General features: G+C 54.5%; 14 protein-coding genes and 13 tRNA genes. 19 read left to right on the top strand and 8 right to left on the bottom strand.

Features of this window, described 5'->3' with window-relative positions; all coding sequences use genetic code 11:
* Positions 1 to 28: 28 nt before the first annotated feature.
* A complete protein-coding gene (locus DV532_RS28065; RefSeq protein WP_056798628.1) occupies positions 29 to 796 on the bottom strand; it encodes a hypothetical protein in 768 nt (255 codons plus the stop codon).
* Positions 797 to 939: 143 nt separating this feature from the next.
* On the opposite strand from DV532_RS28065, the gene DV532_RS28060 reads away from it, so the two are divergent.
* On the top strand, positions 940 to 1,590 hold the full coding sequence (locus DV532_RS28060) for a hypothetical protein (RefSeq protein WP_120715481.1): 651 nt from the start codon (positions 940 to 942) through the stop codon (positions 1,588 to 1,590).
* The gene (locus DV532_RS28055; protein ID WP_120715480.1) at positions 1,587 to 2,135 is read left to right on the top strand and encodes a hypothetical protein; all 549 of its coding nucleotides are present in this window, start codon (positions 1,587 to 1,589) and stop codon (positions 2,133 to 2,135) included. Before DV532_RS28060 ends, DV532_RS28055 begins: the two co-directional genes overlap by 4 nt.
* 62 nt (positions 2,136 to 2,197) lie before the next feature.
* Here DV532_RS28055 and DV532_RS28050 read toward each other — a convergent pair whose 3' ends face one another.
* Positions 2,198 to 3,097, bottom strand: coding sequence for a hypothetical protein (locus DV532_RS28050; RefSeq protein WP_056798635.1), 900 nt, complete (start codon positions 3,095 to 3,097; stop codon positions 2,198 to 2,200).
* Entirely contained in the window at positions 3,097 to 3,888 is a 792-nt protein-coding gene (locus DV532_RS28045; RefSeq protein WP_056798636.1) for a hypothetical protein, read from the bottom strand. The genes DV532_RS28050 and DV532_RS28045 overlap by 1 nt, the downstream gene beginning before the upstream one ends.
* A gap of 308 nt (positions 3,889 to 4,196) precedes the next feature.
* Between DV532_RS28045 and DV532_RS28040 the strand changes: the two genes are divergently transcribed.
* From DV532_RS28040 to DV532_RS27995, 10 genes are all read left to right on the top strand, one after another.
* Positions 4,197 to 4,284 (top strand) — tRNA-Ser (locus tag DV532_RS28040).
* Positions 4,285 to 4,335: 51 nt separating this feature from the next.
* A tRNA-Ser gene (locus DV532_RS28035) sits at positions 4,336 to 4,426 on the top strand.
* A gap of 207 nt (positions 4,427 to 4,633) precedes the next feature.
* Positions 4,634 to 4,709: transfer RNA gene (locus DV532_RS28030), tRNA-Met, on the top strand.
* A 5-nt stretch (positions 4,710 to 4,714) separates the two neighbouring features.
* Positions 4,715 to 4,802: transfer RNA gene (locus tag DV532_RS28025), tRNA-Ser, on the top strand.
* Between the two features lie 161 nt (positions 4,803 to 4,963).
* Positions 4,964 to 5,041: transfer RNA gene (locus DV532_RS28020), tRNA-Pro, on the top strand.
* A 140-nt stretch (positions 5,042 to 5,181) separates the two neighbouring features.
* Positions 5,182 to 5,259: transfer RNA gene (locus DV532_RS28015), tRNA-Pro, on the top strand.
* Between the two features lie 15 nt (positions 5,260 to 5,274).
* Positions 5,275 to 5,359: transfer RNA gene (locus tag DV532_RS28010), tRNA-Leu, on the top strand.
* A gap of 321 nt (positions 5,360 to 5,680) precedes the next feature.
* Positions 5,681 to 5,770 (top strand) — tRNA-Ser (locus DV532_RS28005).
* Between the two features lie 63 nt (positions 5,771 to 5,833).
* Positions 5,834 to 5,910, top strand: a tRNA-Thr gene (locus DV532_RS28000).
* A gap of 570 nt (positions 5,911 to 6,480) precedes the next feature.
* Entirely contained in the window at positions 6,481 to 7,164 is a 684-nt protein-coding gene (locus DV532_RS27995; RefSeq protein ID WP_056798639.1) for a hypothetical protein, read from the top strand.
* 42 nt (positions 7,165 to 7,206) lie between these two features.
* On the opposite strand, the gene DV532_RS27990 is transcribed toward DV532_RS27995, so the two are convergent.
* Positions 7,207 to 8,412 carry a hypothetical protein gene (locus DV532_RS27990; protein WP_056798643.1) on the bottom strand — a complete coding sequence of 402 codons (1,206 nt, stop codon included), beginning with the start codon at positions 8,410 to 8,412 and terminating at the stop codon, positions 7,207 to 7,209.
* Between the two features lie 508 nt (positions 8,413 to 8,920).
* Between DV532_RS27990 and DV532_RS27985 the strand changes: the two genes are divergently transcribed.
* The 5 genes from DV532_RS27985 to DV532_RS27960 all read left to right on the top strand — a co-directional run bounded on the left by DV532_RS27985 (position 8,921) and on the right by DV532_RS27960 (position 10,547).
* Positions 8,921 to 9,010, top strand: a tRNA-Ser gene (locus DV532_RS27985).
* Positions 9,011 to 9,085: 75 nt separating this feature from the next.
* A tRNA-Leu gene (locus DV532_RS27980) sits at positions 9,086 to 9,172 on the top strand.
* A gap of 47 nt (positions 9,173 to 9,219) precedes the next feature.
* Positions 9,220 to 9,293 (top strand) — tRNA-Gly (locus tag DV532_RS27975).
* 479 nt (positions 9,294 to 9,772) lie between these two features.
* Positions 9,773 to 9,849 (top strand) — tRNA-Arg (locus tag DV532_RS27965).
* 149 nt (positions 9,850 to 9,998) lie between these two features.
* Positions 9,999 to 10,547, top strand: a complete 549-nt coding sequence (locus DV532_RS27960) for a hypothetical protein (RefSeq protein WP_056798648.1) — start codon at positions 9,999 to 10,001, stop codon at positions 10,545 to 10,547.
* A 2-nt stretch (positions 10,548 to 10,549) separates the two neighbouring features.
* Here the strand turns inward: DV532_RS27960 and DV532_RS27955 are convergent, their stop codons facing one another.
* A complete protein-coding gene (locus DV532_RS27955; protein WP_056798652.1) occupies positions 10,550 to 11,281 on the bottom strand; it encodes a hypothetical protein in 732 nt (243 codons plus the stop codon).
* A 192-nt stretch (positions 11,282 to 11,473) separates the two neighbouring features.
* Entirely contained in the window at positions 11,474 to 12,106 is a 633-nt protein-coding gene (locus tag DV532_RS27950) for a DUF262 domain-containing protein (protein ID WP_120715478.1), read from the bottom strand.
* Between the two features lie 125 nt (positions 12,107 to 12,231).
* On the opposite strand from DV532_RS27950, the gene DV532_RS27945 reads away from it, so the two are divergent.
* Complete coding sequence (locus DV532_RS27945) at positions 12,232 to 12,525, top strand: hypothetical protein (RefSeq protein ID WP_156675917.1); 294 nt, start codon at positions 12,232 to 12,234, stop codon at positions 12,523 to 12,525.
* Positions 12,526 to 12,611: 86 nt separating this feature from the next.
* Positions 12,612 to 13,460: an ATP-grasp domain-containing protein gene (locus DV532_RS27940; RefSeq protein WP_056798663.1), complete on the top strand. Its 849-nt coding sequence runs from the start codon at positions 12,612 to 12,614 to the stop codon at positions 13,458 to 13,460.
* A 176-nt stretch (positions 13,461 to 13,636) separates the two neighbouring features.
* Here the strand turns inward: DV532_RS27940 and DV532_RS27935 are convergent, their stop codons facing one another.
* The gene (locus DV532_RS27935) at positions 13,637 to 15,163 is read right to left on the bottom strand and encodes a hypothetical protein (RefSeq protein ID WP_056798666.1); all 1,527 of its coding nucleotides are present in this window, start codon (positions 15,161 to 15,163) and stop codon (positions 13,637 to 13,639) included.
* Between the two features lie 50 nt (positions 15,164 to 15,213).
* Entirely contained in the window at positions 15,214 to 15,702 is a 489-nt protein-coding gene (locus DV532_RS27930; RefSeq protein ID WP_056798668.1) for a hypothetical protein, read from the bottom strand.
* Between the last annotated feature and the right edge of the window lie 64 nt (positions 15,703 to 15,766).

Here is a 15,766-nt window from a genome sequence, read left to right as displayed (position 1 = left end):
CGGGCTTCATTTACCGATCAGATCCAGGTCATTTGACCCTGGTGAAGTAGGTCGCCGAAATCCGCTCACCTTTGGCGTTGAGGTTGATGCGACGCAGCGTGCCGTCAGGCATGTAGTTGAAGGTCGTGATCTGGCCAACACAGGCACTTGGCTGACCGTTGCTGGCCTGCTCTTCAAATGCCACCGAGCGGTTGACAAACGAGCGGTAGTACAGGCGGCTGCTGCCACACGCATCGTAGCTGGCAGAACTGGTCTGGGTCTTGCCGATGGTGATAACAGCCGGCGTGGACTTGCCGCCGACCAGCACTGCCGTACCTTTCCAGGTGCCCACCAGGCGCGAATCCATGTTCACATGAAAGGCGGTGGTGCTGGAGCGCTTGAGCTGGCCGCTGGCTTTCTTCTTGCCTTCGAGGGTGTAGAAGGCATATTCCAGGGTATTGGGCTGAATCTGCGTAAGGCGGACATAGTGGTTGCCGAAGCACTGGTTGCCCGAGCTGCGCTGCTGCAGGAACAGTAGGCCACCATTAGGCTCAGTGCGTTGGTACTTCATGACGGCGGTGCAGTTCTGCGAGAAGTAGTTCACCAGGCTGAGTTCTTTCTGGCGCAAATCCATGGCGAACGTCCAGTTCTCCTTGCCACCGTCTTCAGTGGCCGCCCCCACCCAGTGATCAGCCATGGCGTCAGGCACGCCTGCATAGGTGTATTCGACGGAACTGTCAGAGTTCGAGGTTAGGCCTGCACAACCCGCCAAGACCGACAGCAACGCGGAGGCAACTAGCAGCTTGAGCATTTTCATGAGCACGATCCTTGATGAGGTGGTGATTAAAGTATACGGAGTATACCTAATGGTGTCAACTGCCTGGTGATTTACCCCAGTGCGGGGCAGCAAGCATAATAGGTCTATCTCAAGAAGAAAATCCCGATGCAGATGGAGTTTGTATGACTGCTACGCCGACCCCCTCCTTCGTCTTGACCGAAGTTCAATTTAACGAGCTTGCCGATGCCGGGCATGCCCGGAAGGACGCGACGTGTCTAACCGGGATTGCACCACAGGTGATTGAGTGGATGGCCTGGAGAGCGGATGAGCCTCGTCAGAAGGTGATCTCGGAGGTGGCAAAGCAACTCTACGCTGGCCAAAGCGAGCTGGCGAATGTGGTGATCGAGCAGGAGTTTCCAGGTCATGTCCCGGACAAGCATGCTCGCACAACGACGTTAGAACGCTGGGTAGATTCCGCCTTTGACAAGGTTTGCGCCTTAGCCCTGACACAAGAAGACACTCGCGAACGGATGATCGCGATCATCCACCAGCAGAAAGGTCGCAGCTACCGCCTGGATCACCTCAACCCCCTGCCCCTTACCCAGAGCGTCATGCGCTTCCAGAATGGCAGCTTGCGCAAGGTCGCAGACGTTCGCAAACTCCTTAACAATGGCACCAACATCAATGCAGTACTGCTCAATGTGGCCAGGGCCGGTGACATTGAAGCATTCAAGAGTCTGCAGGGGATACGCTCCATCCGGCGTTACATGGACGCAGAAAACATGGTGCGATATGCCAGGTCAGCGAACCAGGATATTCCCGCCGCGTTATGAATTTCATGCTTACTGGCGGCGACCAAGACCATCCTGCAGCGTATTCCAGCATGAATTTCGCAGACTGGCTGGGCGCAAGCATTGGCGCCGTTCCGTCTGGCGCCTGGGCAACAGTGGAGCCGATTTACAAAGCCGAATTCGCCCGAAATGGCGGCCATGAAATCATCCAGGCGATGTTCCGCCGTGAGCAAAAAGCCAGGGATGGGGATGATCAGCTGATGACCCGACTGATCGCGGACGGCGCCGATTGGTTCATTGGCTTGAAGCAATACCTTGTCGGCGGCTACATCTACCTAGGGCTTAAAGACAGGCAACCACAGCCGTTGGCGGAACTTGCTGAATTGATTGAGGCCGGTGCCAAGCAGCAGGCCGCACCTGTTGCGGCGCTTATTCTGCAGGCGCTCCCGCAAGACCTGGTGCTCACGTATGCCAGCAATCCGCGTTTGGCTGACAGGGTATTCAAGATCATCAAGCTCCCCTACCTGCTCGACCACGTCAGCGAGCGCGTCTTGACGATGCACCTGGAGAGTGAGATTGGGCTCTAGCGGTCTTCACGAGAAAACCCCAGTTGCAGGTGCAAGTTGGGGCTCACTCAGGGGGAGGCCCGTCAGGTCAGCCGGGGAATGATTGCACTGAGGTTTTCAATCCCCATCGATTGCAGGCGCTCGGCGATTTCCGCGTCGAATTGGCGCTGCACCCGCTCGGTTTCTTCCTGGCTCGCCGCCACGGTCATTGCCGAAATCTGCCCCTGCACCTCGGCCAGCGCGAGCTGTGCCGCCTTACCGGCCTCGCCCAAAGCCACACGATTCGCCTTTTTGGACAAGTCCTGCCCCAGGATCTCTGCGATCGCTTTCATCGCCAGAATGAATGGTTGTGCCGCTTGGCGAATTGCACCTTCAAAATCCTGGCGCTTGGCAGAGGTCGGACTCAATGCGGGCGGGTCGTCTCCCAAGCCCTCAGGAATAACTTGAAGCTTGGCTGGGGCCCTGACCCCACTGCCACCGCGAATCAAAAGCGAGAACTGCTCAACAGACATGGCTGCCCGAATCAAACCTATGTTGTCCATCAGATGAGGGGTGTCGCCATCACGGACGGCCAACTGGCCGAACTGAATGTCAAATTGCATGAAATAACTGGACATGGTTGAGGTGCCAACCAGTGCGACTCGACTCGACGAGGGCGCACCTAGGGAAATGCTGCCATAGCTACTGTGGTGGGTGCCATATTCCTGTGCGAATAGCTTGGTTTCGACTTCGCGAACAGATGTGTAGGGCTTATGGCGGGTGGCCAGGGCGTGCATGAGCTGAATATCGATGTATTGCTCAACCTTTAGACCCTTTGGCCCGTACAGCGCCAACCATTCCGAAAATGAGCGCTTCGGATCCGGTTTGTAGTTGTACTTGGCAGCATGCTCCGCGTGTCGCTTGATTGCGGTGGGCGCCAGTAACGCAAGCTCGGCAACCGAAAGATCCAGGGACGATAGCACGGCAGTATTAATTGAGCGCATCAACGAGACTCCTCATTCATTTTGTGGAGGGCGATGAGCGCCTCGATTTCCTGCTGACTGTGGGCCTTAACCACCTCGGCAAACTCGGCTAAGCGTGCCAGGTTGTACCCAGGGCCTGCGACCACCGATAACTCAAGCATGGACGTGTATTTCTGCATCTCAGCAACGGCTTTGAGGGTTGGCTTGGCAGATTTTTCAGCAGCTTCGGAGATAAGTCCTGCCAGGTTGCTGAGCCACTCTTGCGTGCCATCCAGACAATTTTCCACACTGCGGGCCAACAGTGTTTTTGAATTGGCCATGGCATCCGGCAGGTAGGGATCAATCCGGTAGTACTTGGCGAATTCGAATGTGGCCGGATGATGGCCACGCCCAGGACTTGTAATCAGTTCGCTAAACGCTGATGCAGTCATCTTAAAGCGCGCAATCTCTTCATAGGGCTCGTAATCAATCAGCCCATCGACACCAATGATGGCGTCAGCACGACTGATGGTGATGGTGAAGGCCACCAGGCTTTTGATATGGGAAGCGAACAGTTGGGTCGGCTCTTTGAGGGTTTCGTGATCGATACACAGGACGCCGATGGCGGGATGGCGTACCCGAATAGATCCATTGGCCTCCCTACGCTCAAAAACTGAGGCCTTCAGTTCGGCAATGCGGCGATCGATTTTAGAAAGAATGCCCAGGCGTACAGCCTCATCACCTTCACACCCCAGGGTATGCTCACGCAGTACCTCAAGGGTCACCAGGGCATCGTTATGAAAGATCAGGTTTTCCGGCTTGATATACTGCATGGCGGTGATTCCATCGCATCAGTTAACGTACACCAAGTATACGCAATGTTTGTGGTAGGTCAAGCTGAAAAAATATTTCCCTTTTTTTGAAAAAGGCTGTTGACACTAATTCGAAGCAGTGACTACTATTAGACATATGCACGAGGAACTACCCATGAACATGCCAAGTATGCCATCTAGTCTGACAATGACGCTGCCGTCACCAATGGCATAGTATCGCGTGTTCGCATCTCGGACACGCCGTCCGGGATCCAGTATCCAAAAACCCGGACATGCTCCGGGTTTTTTAATGCCTTGGAAAAGTTTTCGGTGAAGTGCCAGAGCGGCTGAATGGGCCTGATTGGAAATCAGGTAACTGTCACAGGTTCGGAGGTTCAAATCCTCTCTTCACCGCCACATTCGATTCAAGATTTACCGCTCTTTATACAATCTGACAGAAGTTTATATGGTGATGTGGCTGAGTGGCCGAAAGCACCTCCCTGCTAAGGAGGCATATCTATCACAGGTATCCAGGGTTCGAATCCCTGCATCACCGCCATATGCGCTAGTTCATCGTTGATGAAGAACTTGAGTGGTCAAGTGGAGGGTTTGCTGAACCTTCGACCTCAGGATCAACAGGGAGAAACGGGTTCCCTGCAGGCCGTAGGCCTGAGTCTAGCAGCCCTTTTTGGCATTTCGAGCTTCCATCGCAAATGCCTGATTATTAATGTGTTTTGGCTGGAACATGGCCATGACATCGAGTCTTGCTGAAGTAGCTCAGTCGGTAGAGCGACGCCCTCATAAGGCGCAGGTCGTGGGTTCGAGTCCCGCCCTCAGCACCAGTTACGGAGAGTTGTCTGAGCGGTCTAAAGTAGCAGCTTTGAATCCTGCCAGGTGTCACAGCCTCCCCGGTTCGAATCCGGGACTCTCCGCCAACAAGTTGTATGTTTCATACCAAGGCCTTTGATCCATTGGTGGTGCGCCGGTACTAACCGGCAGCGGCTTGGTTCGAATCCAAGAAAGTGCCTGGCTGGGCAAAGGGGTTCGACTCCCCCGTCAAAGGTCTTGGTATGAAACATAGGTTTATGCAATAATTCGGAGTATAGCGCAGCCAGGTTAGCGCGCCTGCTTTGGGAGCAGGATGTCCCAGGTTCAAATCCTGGTACTCCGACCATATGTAGTTGTACCGTCCATGTATGTGGCTGTGCATAATACGGACATCTGTCGAAGGGTGTCAAAGTGCAAGTGCCTTATCTTACTTCTACCATTTGGTTGGCACAATAATTGAGTGGTATTGAGTATAAGACAAGTTTACGGGGTATAGCGCAGTCAGGTTAGCGCGCCAGTCTGGGGGACTGGAGGCCGGAAGTTCGAATCTTCCTATCCCGACCATTTTTGTTGTAAAACGCGGATGTGGTGAAATTGGTAAACACACCTGATTTAGGCTCAGGCGGCGAAAGCTTTAGGGGTTCGAGTCCCCTCCTCCGCACCAATTTAAGCTCTAAGGCAGGATGCGCACGATAGGCCGGTGCAGCTCACGCCAGTCAATCCGGCATTCATGGCGCATCCTGGCGATCGTTGCACGCGCTTCCTGTGCAGCCGCTTGTAAAGCGGCGCCCGCCTCGGGGGACTCAAACCAGGCCTTGATGGCTTCGCAGTCTTCAGGGCTCACGCGGGTGCAGGCTGAACCAGGGGCGGAGTGAGGTGTTGGCATTGGCTGGTACCTGAGATGGGAATTTCACTACTTTATCGCTCAGTGTAGCACACGTGCAAGCCCGAGGCGGCTTTGCCAGCGCACTGAGCACCGAGTTAAGGAAAGCTGCCAGAGCCTGGCTAAATGGGCCCGCCTCGAAAGCGGTGCGACCTACGGGTCACGGGGGTTCGAATCCCTCGCTTTCCGCCACCTTTAGATATATATTGACGACGATCGACAGAAAAGGTAGATTGGATCATCAGTACAGAATATGCCGCTATAGCTCAGCTGGTCAGAGCCACTGCCTTGTAAGCAGGGGGTCATAGGTTCGAATCCTATTGGCGGCACCATACCTGTCCATGTTCGGCCCTTGAGGTTGCGTGTCAATCTTTTACGCCGAGAATGGGCAGCGGGGTGGATGATCGGAATCTGTTCGCGCTGCGGCGCGTTCGAAAACCGGTACCGCCCCCACTAGCGCTGGAGACGGGCTCATGCTTTACCCACCGTTCCAGTAGATCGCCAGGGGAAGGCCCACCCCCTACCGATGACGCTATTACGCTCTGTGGGTTGACTGAAGCGAGGGCGCGTGAGGGAGAGGTAATCCGTCATGGCCACTGGCACCGGAGACGCGGCGCAATCACGTGTAGCGTCATAGATGGGGAAAGGTCGAGCGGTTGTGGGTGACTGATTAACCCTCAGCACCAGGGGGAAGCTGGTTAACTCCCTGGGGCTCTTATGAAACCGTACCAGCGCCGCTTGCGGCGTGACTTCAGGGTGGAATAGCAACCTACAGCTTCGGCTGGCAAGAAGGGGGTTCGCGATCGGTGCAGAAGGTTTGGGCACCGATAGGCGTAACCCCCTTTTTGTTTGGTAATTATCGTAAATTCCGATATTAACACCCATAATTCAGGTGATTTCAAATGCCCACCCCCACCGCGATCCTTCAGGACGATGCGCTAGAGCTGGTGTACTCAGCCAATTTCGAGGTGTCTGTATCGCAGGCCTTGCTTGTCAGGGCCAGGAGCCCGCACATGCGACACAAGGCCTTGCACCAAGTCATGTTCAAGGACATCAGTGTGTGGCGTTCAGGTGGTCTGGTTGTGGGGGTACGGGACGAAATCGCCACGTTGATCGAGCTGTTCGACAATGCCAATGTCGCTTATGCCCTGGTTGCTGGTATGTCCTGCCAACTGGACAGTGTATTGTTGATGGCCGAGCGCGAGCACAAAACTGTGTTTGTGGTGCTAGGGGATGAAGCGGAAGCCGAAGCGTTGTGGAAGGCGCATGAAGGTGTGATCGTCAACTTTGTCAGCGATCGAGCTTCCGGCACTGCAGCTGACGCCACTGCAGTGAAGGCGAATTTCCCTATCGCCGTCCTTGCAGGTTTCGAGTTCCTAGAGGTAGAGTTCCTGGCGCAGTGCGCGCAGACGTTGGCTCAGGTGCAGATGTTATTCATGACAGCCCTGGGTCGCTCAGAACTCAAGGTGCAGGCCGTACTGAGTAATCATCCTGATATGCTCAATCGCTGCGAGAATGCGGCAGTCCACTGCAGGACAGCCACCGAGCGCATCCCAGCGTTTCGGTCGTATATTTATGGCTGCTAGGCCAGTAGGTCGTTCGCATGCCGAGCACGCGAGCAATGATCCCTAAGCGACAGTGCTGAAGATTGTTGAAATCGGCTTTCTCAACGCCCCTTTGGCGCGAGGTGAGAGCGCGTGAATGGTGCGTCCGATCTTCACAGCATCCACCCCCATGATGGAATTGAGGAGCTCTTGACCTTGAATCGAACTGATTGCCACTTCTTCGGCCAGTCCCTTCTCTGCCTTGCCACGCTTTCTTTGGGCGGCGCTTTCCGACTTGTACAGCTCAAGAAGGCAAATCGAATGCGGCATCGAGTCGACCTGATAATTCGCCTGTACCACCGGCTTGCCACCACACGTGAATGCATAAGCCTGCCGCTGCCCGAAGGTCAGTGCATCCGGGTGGTTGGGGCCCCTGCGCAAAATCCAGGCGCCATTTGGCCCACGGGCGCTCAGGTGGGGAATGATCACCAATTGCCTGACTCCGGTGTCCGCCATGAGGAGATGCAGATCGATTGAGGGCAACCCCAGGCGAATCAGGCTTCCGCCGCAGCGAAGAGACGTGCCTCCTTCGTAATACCACCTCAGGTTGGGCTCTATTTTGTCCATGAGTCTAACAATAGGCGGCATTAGAGCCTGTGACTTCTTGCTCTGAAGGGAGAACAAGTACCGGGCCGTGGGATCCAGATCTGCACCAACATCCGCAGTGATCATTTCAGGTGTGAAGGCAACAAATTCTTGCTCCAAGATCCCTGACTTCAATTGTTCGACGACATTGTGAAGGCCATCCCAACAGCAATTCATCTGGCATGGGCGCAAGGGTATCAGATCTGTCTCACGCGCTTCCCGCCCTGCCCCCTGCACAACCTTGATGCTTTCGATAGCTTTTTCCCAATTGCAGCCGGGCCCTGACCATATTTTCACCGCATCAGGGAAAGCGACGTACGAGCTGTTGTTTTTGGGTGTTCCACTAAAGCACTGCAAGCGAGGTACCGGGCCAAAGAAGATATTCTTCACTGCCTGAGTGGATGGTGTCAGGCCATTGCCGCTCCGCCAATTTATCACCACATCCAGATCACCGCAGTGCTCAGCGCCTCGGGCATAGGAACCAACCACCCAAAGGCTGGTGATTGTGATGCGTGCTTCGAAATTTCCCGAGAAGGCTGACTTCTCTAAAACAAGCCTTTCAGGCGCCTCATCGAGCTTCTTGCACATACGCGCAAGCGCCTTACTGAACGATTCTCTGGGAAGCCGATTCTCAAGGGTGGTCAATCTAAGCTCCTGTGGCCGGCTGTGGAGCGGCTCGTCAATGTCGGGGTAAGCAATATAAACCGAAAGCGCAATCCTACGCGGGCTTGCCTCGGCACACCAGAAATTTCTGCCCCATGTTGTTACCGCACAGCGCCCCCACCCACTCCTGGCATAACCTGCTAGCAGGGGCGGCCCAGCAGCATCCTCCAGAAAGTTTCGTAGAATCAATAAAATATCAAATCGAGTATTGACGGTCTTCAGCGATTACAATATAGTGAGAACTCGAAAGGAAGCCTGTAGTCAGGCAGCTTTTCCGGGATTCAAGAGAGCGGCAACCACCAGCTCCGGGTAATCGAGGGAGAGAAAAGCTCAGCGTTTCGGTGGGGGCGATGTCTGAAAGACCTCATCACCTAGCCGAACCGCCCCACTGAGCAATAAGTAGGATGGTGGTTTCTACAGCCCGAAGTCACGACCGGGCCCAGTTCGAGCGACAAACCAAAGTGTTGGCTGACAACAGCCCATGCTTTCCGGGCAGATGGCCGAGTGGATTAAGGCTACGGTCTTGAAAACCGTCGACGGGGTAACTCGTCCAAGAGTTCGAATCTCTTTTTGCCCGCCATATTCGATGAAAATCAATAGCTTAGGCTGTTGACCTGAGATCAAATCTAGCTTAAGATTTGAAATAGTAACAAAAGCCCTGATGGCGAAATTGGTAGACGCGCAACCTTGAGGTGGTTGTACTTTCAATGGTGTGGGAGTTCGAGTCTCCCTCAGGGCACCATTTTAGTTGAATGGCTTGTTTTCCCATGTCGATCAACAAATGAATGCGCGGGTATAGTTTAATGGTAGAACCCCAGCCTTCCAAGCTGACTATCCGAGTTCGATTCTCGGTACCCGCTCCACCTTTCAGCTACATCAACTCATGTTGGTGCTTCCATGTTCAATAGCGTTGGTTTTGCACTCAAATCCGTTATTGTCAGTGTCATGGTCTTAGTGTGTGTCACCGCCCTGACAGTGTTCTCGCTCGGTGCTTTTGCCGGCAAACACATTTTCGATTGGCTCCAACGCCACAGGATCCTGGCTCGCCTCAAGATCTGGCGACAGCATATGCTGCACAAGTAAGCTGCAAGTGTCATTTAAATTCGCGCACCCTGGGGCGCCAAGTGAAAGAAACCACTTGAAATTCAGGCTGTAGTGGAGAGTGTTTCGCCTGAAAACATTGTCCACTACTGACCATAAGGTTTATGGTTGGCTAGCCGGGAATGAAGTCTGGGCTTCATACACCCATGTTATGCGAGTTCGGCGGTCGGGTGATGCCACTGGGTTCATTCCCCTGTTAGGTCGGTTCGAGTCCGACACTCGCTACCATGCACTGCCTCATGCGCTTGTAGCTCAGCTGGATAGAGCGTTCCCCTCCTAAGGGAAAGGTCGCCCGTTCAAATCGGGCCAGGCGCGCCATTTCTGTGAACATATTCATGACACCTGGCTTCGACTTCTGTCATGCTTGAAGCAAGTCAGCCATTCGCCAGGCGTACCCTGCTTTCGCGCCACCTACAACGCGCCCCTCTGCTGTGGTACCCTCGACACTCGAACGCGGAGTACCCCTAATGCACCCTTCCCTTGAAGCTGAGATCAAAGCTGAAAAACAACGCATGACCTTTGTTTTCGGCGACATCAAATCGGCGCTGCTCAAAGCCTTCCGGGCAAATCAATTTGCCTACATCTATGAAGAGACCCTGGATGGCAACTACTTCTTTAAACTGAACACCGCCGTAGATCCTGTGTGGGACGACATCATGAATGGTTCATTCAAAGTGGGTGATCATTTCAGTTGTCAGCTGCGGGAAGGCAAACGCGAGGTTTTCTTCCAGTTCAAATACAAGAAGTCCATTACCAACCTCTACGATACTGAGCGCTACTTCCACCCTGAGCGCACCGAAAACAAACCCGACATGTTCATGTTCGTTAAGACAACGGGAATCACCATCGTTGCCCTTTCTGAGACAGAGCTGAACCCTGAACATTGCTTGAAGCTGCTCAAGAGAGAAGCCCGCAGCATCATCAGCTATGACGACAACGACAATGTCGTGATCAAAAAGTCAGCTGCCAGAAAAAAAGCCCCGGAGGCGGGCTCGTGGGGCTTTGATCTGAACTGATATCAGGCACCGGATGGTTCAGGTGTCTGCTCCTGCACCTTGATGCTGTAGCCCTTGCTCAGCCAAGCATCATGGCCCGCCATCAGGTCTTCGATCACAGCCTTCTTCGACACGATGGTAACCGTCTCGCCCTTGATGTTGACAAAGGTTGGCGGTTGCAACGAGCGTCCGTCTTCCGAGACGGTGAAGCCCATGAACTCGAAGAATTCACGCTCAGCCCCCGGCTTCTTCGGCGAGCCCACGTTGCTGACGGCCTCAATGGTCTGATCACCCCTGGAGATCAGGTACTTGTGCCGGCTGACACGTCGGGATCCAGACGCTGAGCCTCCACGGCGCTTGCTTTTGGCGATGCCTTGTTGGGTGTGTTGGATCACCAGCAGGCCAATTTCGTAGGCCAGGTCTTTGAAGTCGCTAGGGAAAGCCTGCAAGAGCTCCTGGAATGTGAACTCCTCGGCGAACTTCACCAGGCGCATCGCCCGCTCATGCTCGGTGTCTTTGGCCCTTTTAAGCTCTTCCGTAAGTTTCAAGATGCGGTCGATGTTGCGATCACCCGCTGCCTCCTGAATCTGAGCAGTAAGGTCTGAAAGCTGTCCGTCGTTTTTGTTCTCAAAGAACCGCTCAACGACTTTCTGCGCCGTATCGCGGGCTACGCCCCCAACTTCATCGCTGTTGATAGCTGCCCTATACAGCGTCTCGAAGTCATTGCTTGAACTGTCAGGGGTGTAAGAAGTCATGCCGGCGTGTCCTTAATGAGATGAAAATACGCACATCTTACGGACATTCAGGCTCAGGAGAAACATCTGCCGGTGGTTTAGGTGTCCAACCTACCGCCCGGTCGAAATCAACTTGGCTCATTTGTACGCCAACACGGCAGATCCTGAGGAAAATCGCTCTGGCTTCTTCTGCTGTCGCATCCTCAATGGTGGTCACGGTGACCCTGGCATCCCTGAAGGCCTCTGCAGCGGCTTCAAACTGTGTAAGGAACAGATCGATTTCGTGTTCCGACTTGAACGTCTCCCAATGCAGGTACAGTTGCCGAGACCCTTTTGCGTAGCCACAGACTGTTCCGCTGAAATTGAGCGCATCAGCATCCATGCGGGCACGCGCAACCCCTCTTGTGCCAAAGCACTGGGAACAAAGATTACAGAACCTGTATCCCCGTCAAACACCAGCGCCTCCCCCGATCCCCACGTGGCTTTCTCTGTGCCTGACAGTTGAGCGGTGACCAAATCTGGCCTCATATTCGCCAGCCACATCAGAGAGGCAAGGCGGTTCTGGCCATCCAGGAGCAGGCTGAGCGGGGTATGACTTTGCAGATCCTTGAGGATGGCGACAGGCCCAAGCCGGCTGCGTGAAAGCTGAGACAGGTTGGCCTTTCCGTTTGGTTGCCACAACAAGAAACTACCAATCGGGATTTGCTTCAAAATTGAATCAAACAGGGTCTCTACATGCGCCTTTTCCCAAACATAGGGGCGATTCATGTCTGCTGGCATCAGCCGGCCAGTGGTGGCATCTGCCAGCAAGCTCGCGAGAAAACAGGCGCTTTGTACGGTTTTCATAGGGGCACCTTGTGGCTAAATGCCATCCTTGATGGATCGTGCTTGCCGCACATAGTGGGTATCAATTTTGGACAGTAGTCGCTAACATGCGGCGCTTTCTCAGGTACGAGGGTGAAGTAGGTAACATGAAATGGTATGTAACGCAGAATACATCTGACACCCGCTATCCAGAATGGGCCCGGTCGTTCGCCATCACCGAGGACGGCTTGATCTTGTTGCCGGCAGCGCTCGCCGACGCTGAAAATGAAGCCATGATTGCTATCTCGGCCTGCGAGCAAACCGGTAGCCCTACTACTGCCTACCTGGGACACCTCTACGTTAGCAGCACCTGGCTCAAATCGGAATATCCCGACATCGCCGAATTGGTTATAGAGCTTGAAGCAGATATCCAGAGTATGGGCGTATTGCCTCGGCCCTAATGGAACATTGGCCAGGATGGCCCCTCCCCTCTACCAATTTAAACCTTGATTATGCCAATATAGCTCTAACTAAAGAGGGCTATGCAATGACCGGAAAAACCCCATTTGACCTGGACAGTTTGTTTGTAATTCCTGAGTTTGACGAGAGTCAAATGAAGACCATGATGGCCGAAGCCTACGAGCGTTGTCAGGCCAACCCCAATGCATTCTCCAACTGGTTTCCCGCCGTCGAAGTGGCTGGTATCCGCCATCCCAAGACATCTACGATCACGCTGAGCCCAGAGCTTCAGAGCACGCTGCTTGACGGCAAACCCGCCGATGCCCAGGTTGAAACTCAAATTGATGCATTGGTGCAGGCCATTCAGACGTTCGGTACCGAGCATGGCTACCCGCTGTTCATCAAAACGGCCTTCACCAGCGCAAAGCATTACTGGTCAGAAGCCTGTGCCTTGCCCGATGGCCACCCGCAAACGATCCTGGCTCACGTATGCGAGCTACTCAACTTCCAGGGCATGAACGGCATTGAGACATTCACCCCCGAATTGGTTGTTCGAAAAATGATTGATGTTGCCCCGGTCTTCACGGCCTTTGAGGGCCAAATGCCGGTCACGGAAGAGTACCGCGTGTTCGCTCGCGATGGCGTCATCGAAGGATACCAGCCGTACTGGCCAGTCGATTCAATTCAAAAACCGTCCATTGCCGCCTGGCAAGAGGCCCTGAAGGCGATATCCACCCCTACAGGGAAAGACCTAGATTTCATGATCAACGCCTCAGAGCGCATTACACGCAGCCTCAAAGGGTACTGGAGTGTCGATTTTCTTAAGGACAAGGAAGGCAAGCTCTGGTTGATCGACATGGCCGAGGGCCATCGCAGCTACCGCAACGAAGCGGACTTTCGAATCATTACGCAACCTGAGCAAGACTTGAGTTGCTAAGCCCCACTCAGCCGGGGCATGCGCCTAGCTTCCAGGCGCAACCCGGCTGAGCATTGCAGGAACCCGCACACCTGATTCTGGTTGCACGCCTGCATCTTGCGTTAGTCCAGTGGCAAGCGGAGCTCAGGATCTGCCGGCGACAGACCATGCTAATCGAAGTCAACCAGATCTTCAGCTCAGAGGCCCAAATCCCCAGACAAGGCTGATTCCAATCCTGCGTCATCCAATTTAGCAAGCAACACGGGATCGCGAGGCAGCTTTGCAATCATTGCTTGCTGGCAGATGGCATGTTTGAGCAGGTCAAACCAGGCCGCAGCGGCTTCTGTGCAGTAATCTGGCGCCAAGTACAGACCAACCATGCCGCAGATTTTCACCGCAGCGTTGCGATAGCCATCCCAGATTTTATCAAGATCATCTTTCTGTAAGAAAGCCAACGACGCTTCGGGTCGCACGATCTCCCGCTCAATAACGCCAAGCATGGCCTTGCGCAGTACAGGGTATGACGCTAGCTCCTGGGCATTCAGGCGTGTGAGTACTTCCAAATGTGACGATTGAGCAGCATCTGTGCCCCAGGCAGCACTGAAAATCTGTGCCCAGGCGTTTTCTCCCATAGTATCCAGGGTGCCCTTGAGGAAGCTACTGTCCGTCAGGCGCTGCAGGAACCGGGTTGGGCCTTGCATGAGCTCAGGATACCTGGCCAGCTCAAGCCAGAACGGCTGCAGGTGGAATTGAGATTCTGGATCAGCCGAATCCAGGGGGAAGGCAGCGGCCTGGGCGAGCCAAGGTTGTGCTTGCGAGCCCACCCCCAGCTGCGAGAGGTTGGCCAGGCGAAGAGATAACACCCTCCTTGCCACACCAGTACCTTCGTTGGTCATTGGGGTCTGGCAGGCGTGGGCAAAGGCCTGATCGAAGATCTCATCGAGTGCTTCAATCCCCAGAAAGCGCGCTACCGCTTCATGCACCTGGGCAACCTTGTCTGCGTCAGGCAGATCGAGGCTCAGGATGACCAGGTTGGTCACGGCGCCGTCACGGATGACATTCGGCGTAAACAGCGCTTGCGCCAAAGGATGGTCTTGCAGTGCCTCAACGACAGTCTGGGCGCCAAGCTGTTGGAACATCACGCCCATTTTCAAGACGTTTTCCGGGTTGTCCAACAAGGCCTGCCCGCCAGGCTGACGGGTGAGTTCATCCGCAATCGCCAATTGCACTGCGGGCTGGCAAAGCAGCTGTTTCCACCGAGGGCTGATTTGGTCAGTCGCCACATGATACGGAGTGATCACGCCCAGTAACATCATGCGCAGCAGATTGGAGGCTACCATGTGCTCATTGGTGGCCAGTGTTGAGGTGCACTGCAGCATGCCCAGTGCCAGCACCATCGAACGGGCGCTCGCAGATGACGCAATGCCTGGATGATGGCCGAGGATCAGTGGTTCGCCGAACCGGCTCTCAACCTTCGCTGCGGATGCCCAGTAGGGGGAAGCGCCCTCCCTCAGCAGCGCATGAATCGCCGGCACCGAGCCCAGGATTTTGGCCCAGGCATTGGCTACGGGTTTGTCCGCATCAAGTTTGATCCCTGCCTCAACCAGTTTGCACATGATCGGCCCAATCCCATCATCAGGCTCTAGTGCAAGGGCGGCTTTTTCGGCGCGACTATGCAGCAGGTTTTTTAACGGTACCAGTGGGTCGTTGTCGGCAGCTTTCATGGCGATCTCCTTTGATACATGGTAGCGCGAGCGACCCAGTGGACAAAACCCTATCCTTCCATCTGAATAATGCTGTGTGCTTCCCGGTGTGGGCGCAGACGCCCTTCCCTGCGATCAGCAGGTTTTCGCGCACGCAGGTCGGGCGCAAGCCCTGAGAGAATCAAGGTGGAATGCTCCTGGATCAGCGCTTCCTTCAACGCCCGGTAAAGGGTTTCAAGTCGGGTGGCGACTTCCAGCGGTACCAACTGCTGCTGATCTTTGAGCGCGAGCAGGTTCATGGACAGAGAAATCGCCTCAGGGGACGCCAGAATGGTCTCGCCCAGTTCATTCCTGACCGGGATACGACTGACCGCATCCCTGAGAACAAGAGCGATAGCGCCGTTGGCGAAGAGGCGATACTCCCATTGTCCGTCCTCCAGCGGTGCACCAGCTCGGCATTCAGTGCCACGCATGATGTGCATCTGCAGGGAAGCCCCTGATTCACCCAGGACTGTGTTAAACGGCTCAATATCCGGATCAATTAAAGCATATTCAGTCACAACAGCCTCCTGTATTAAAGGTGACTAAATTATGACGAAGTATCACGGATATTGAAACAGTGGC

This window comes from Pseudomonas sp. Leaf58, assembly GCF_003627215.1.
In the GTDB taxonomy this organism is placed as follows: Bacteria; Pseudomonadota; Gammaproteobacteria; order Pseudomonadales; family Pseudomonadaceae; genus Aquipseudomonas.
The sequence above is the reverse complement of the archived record's forward strand: the minus strand, read 5'-3'. Positions and strand labels throughout refer to the sequence as shown.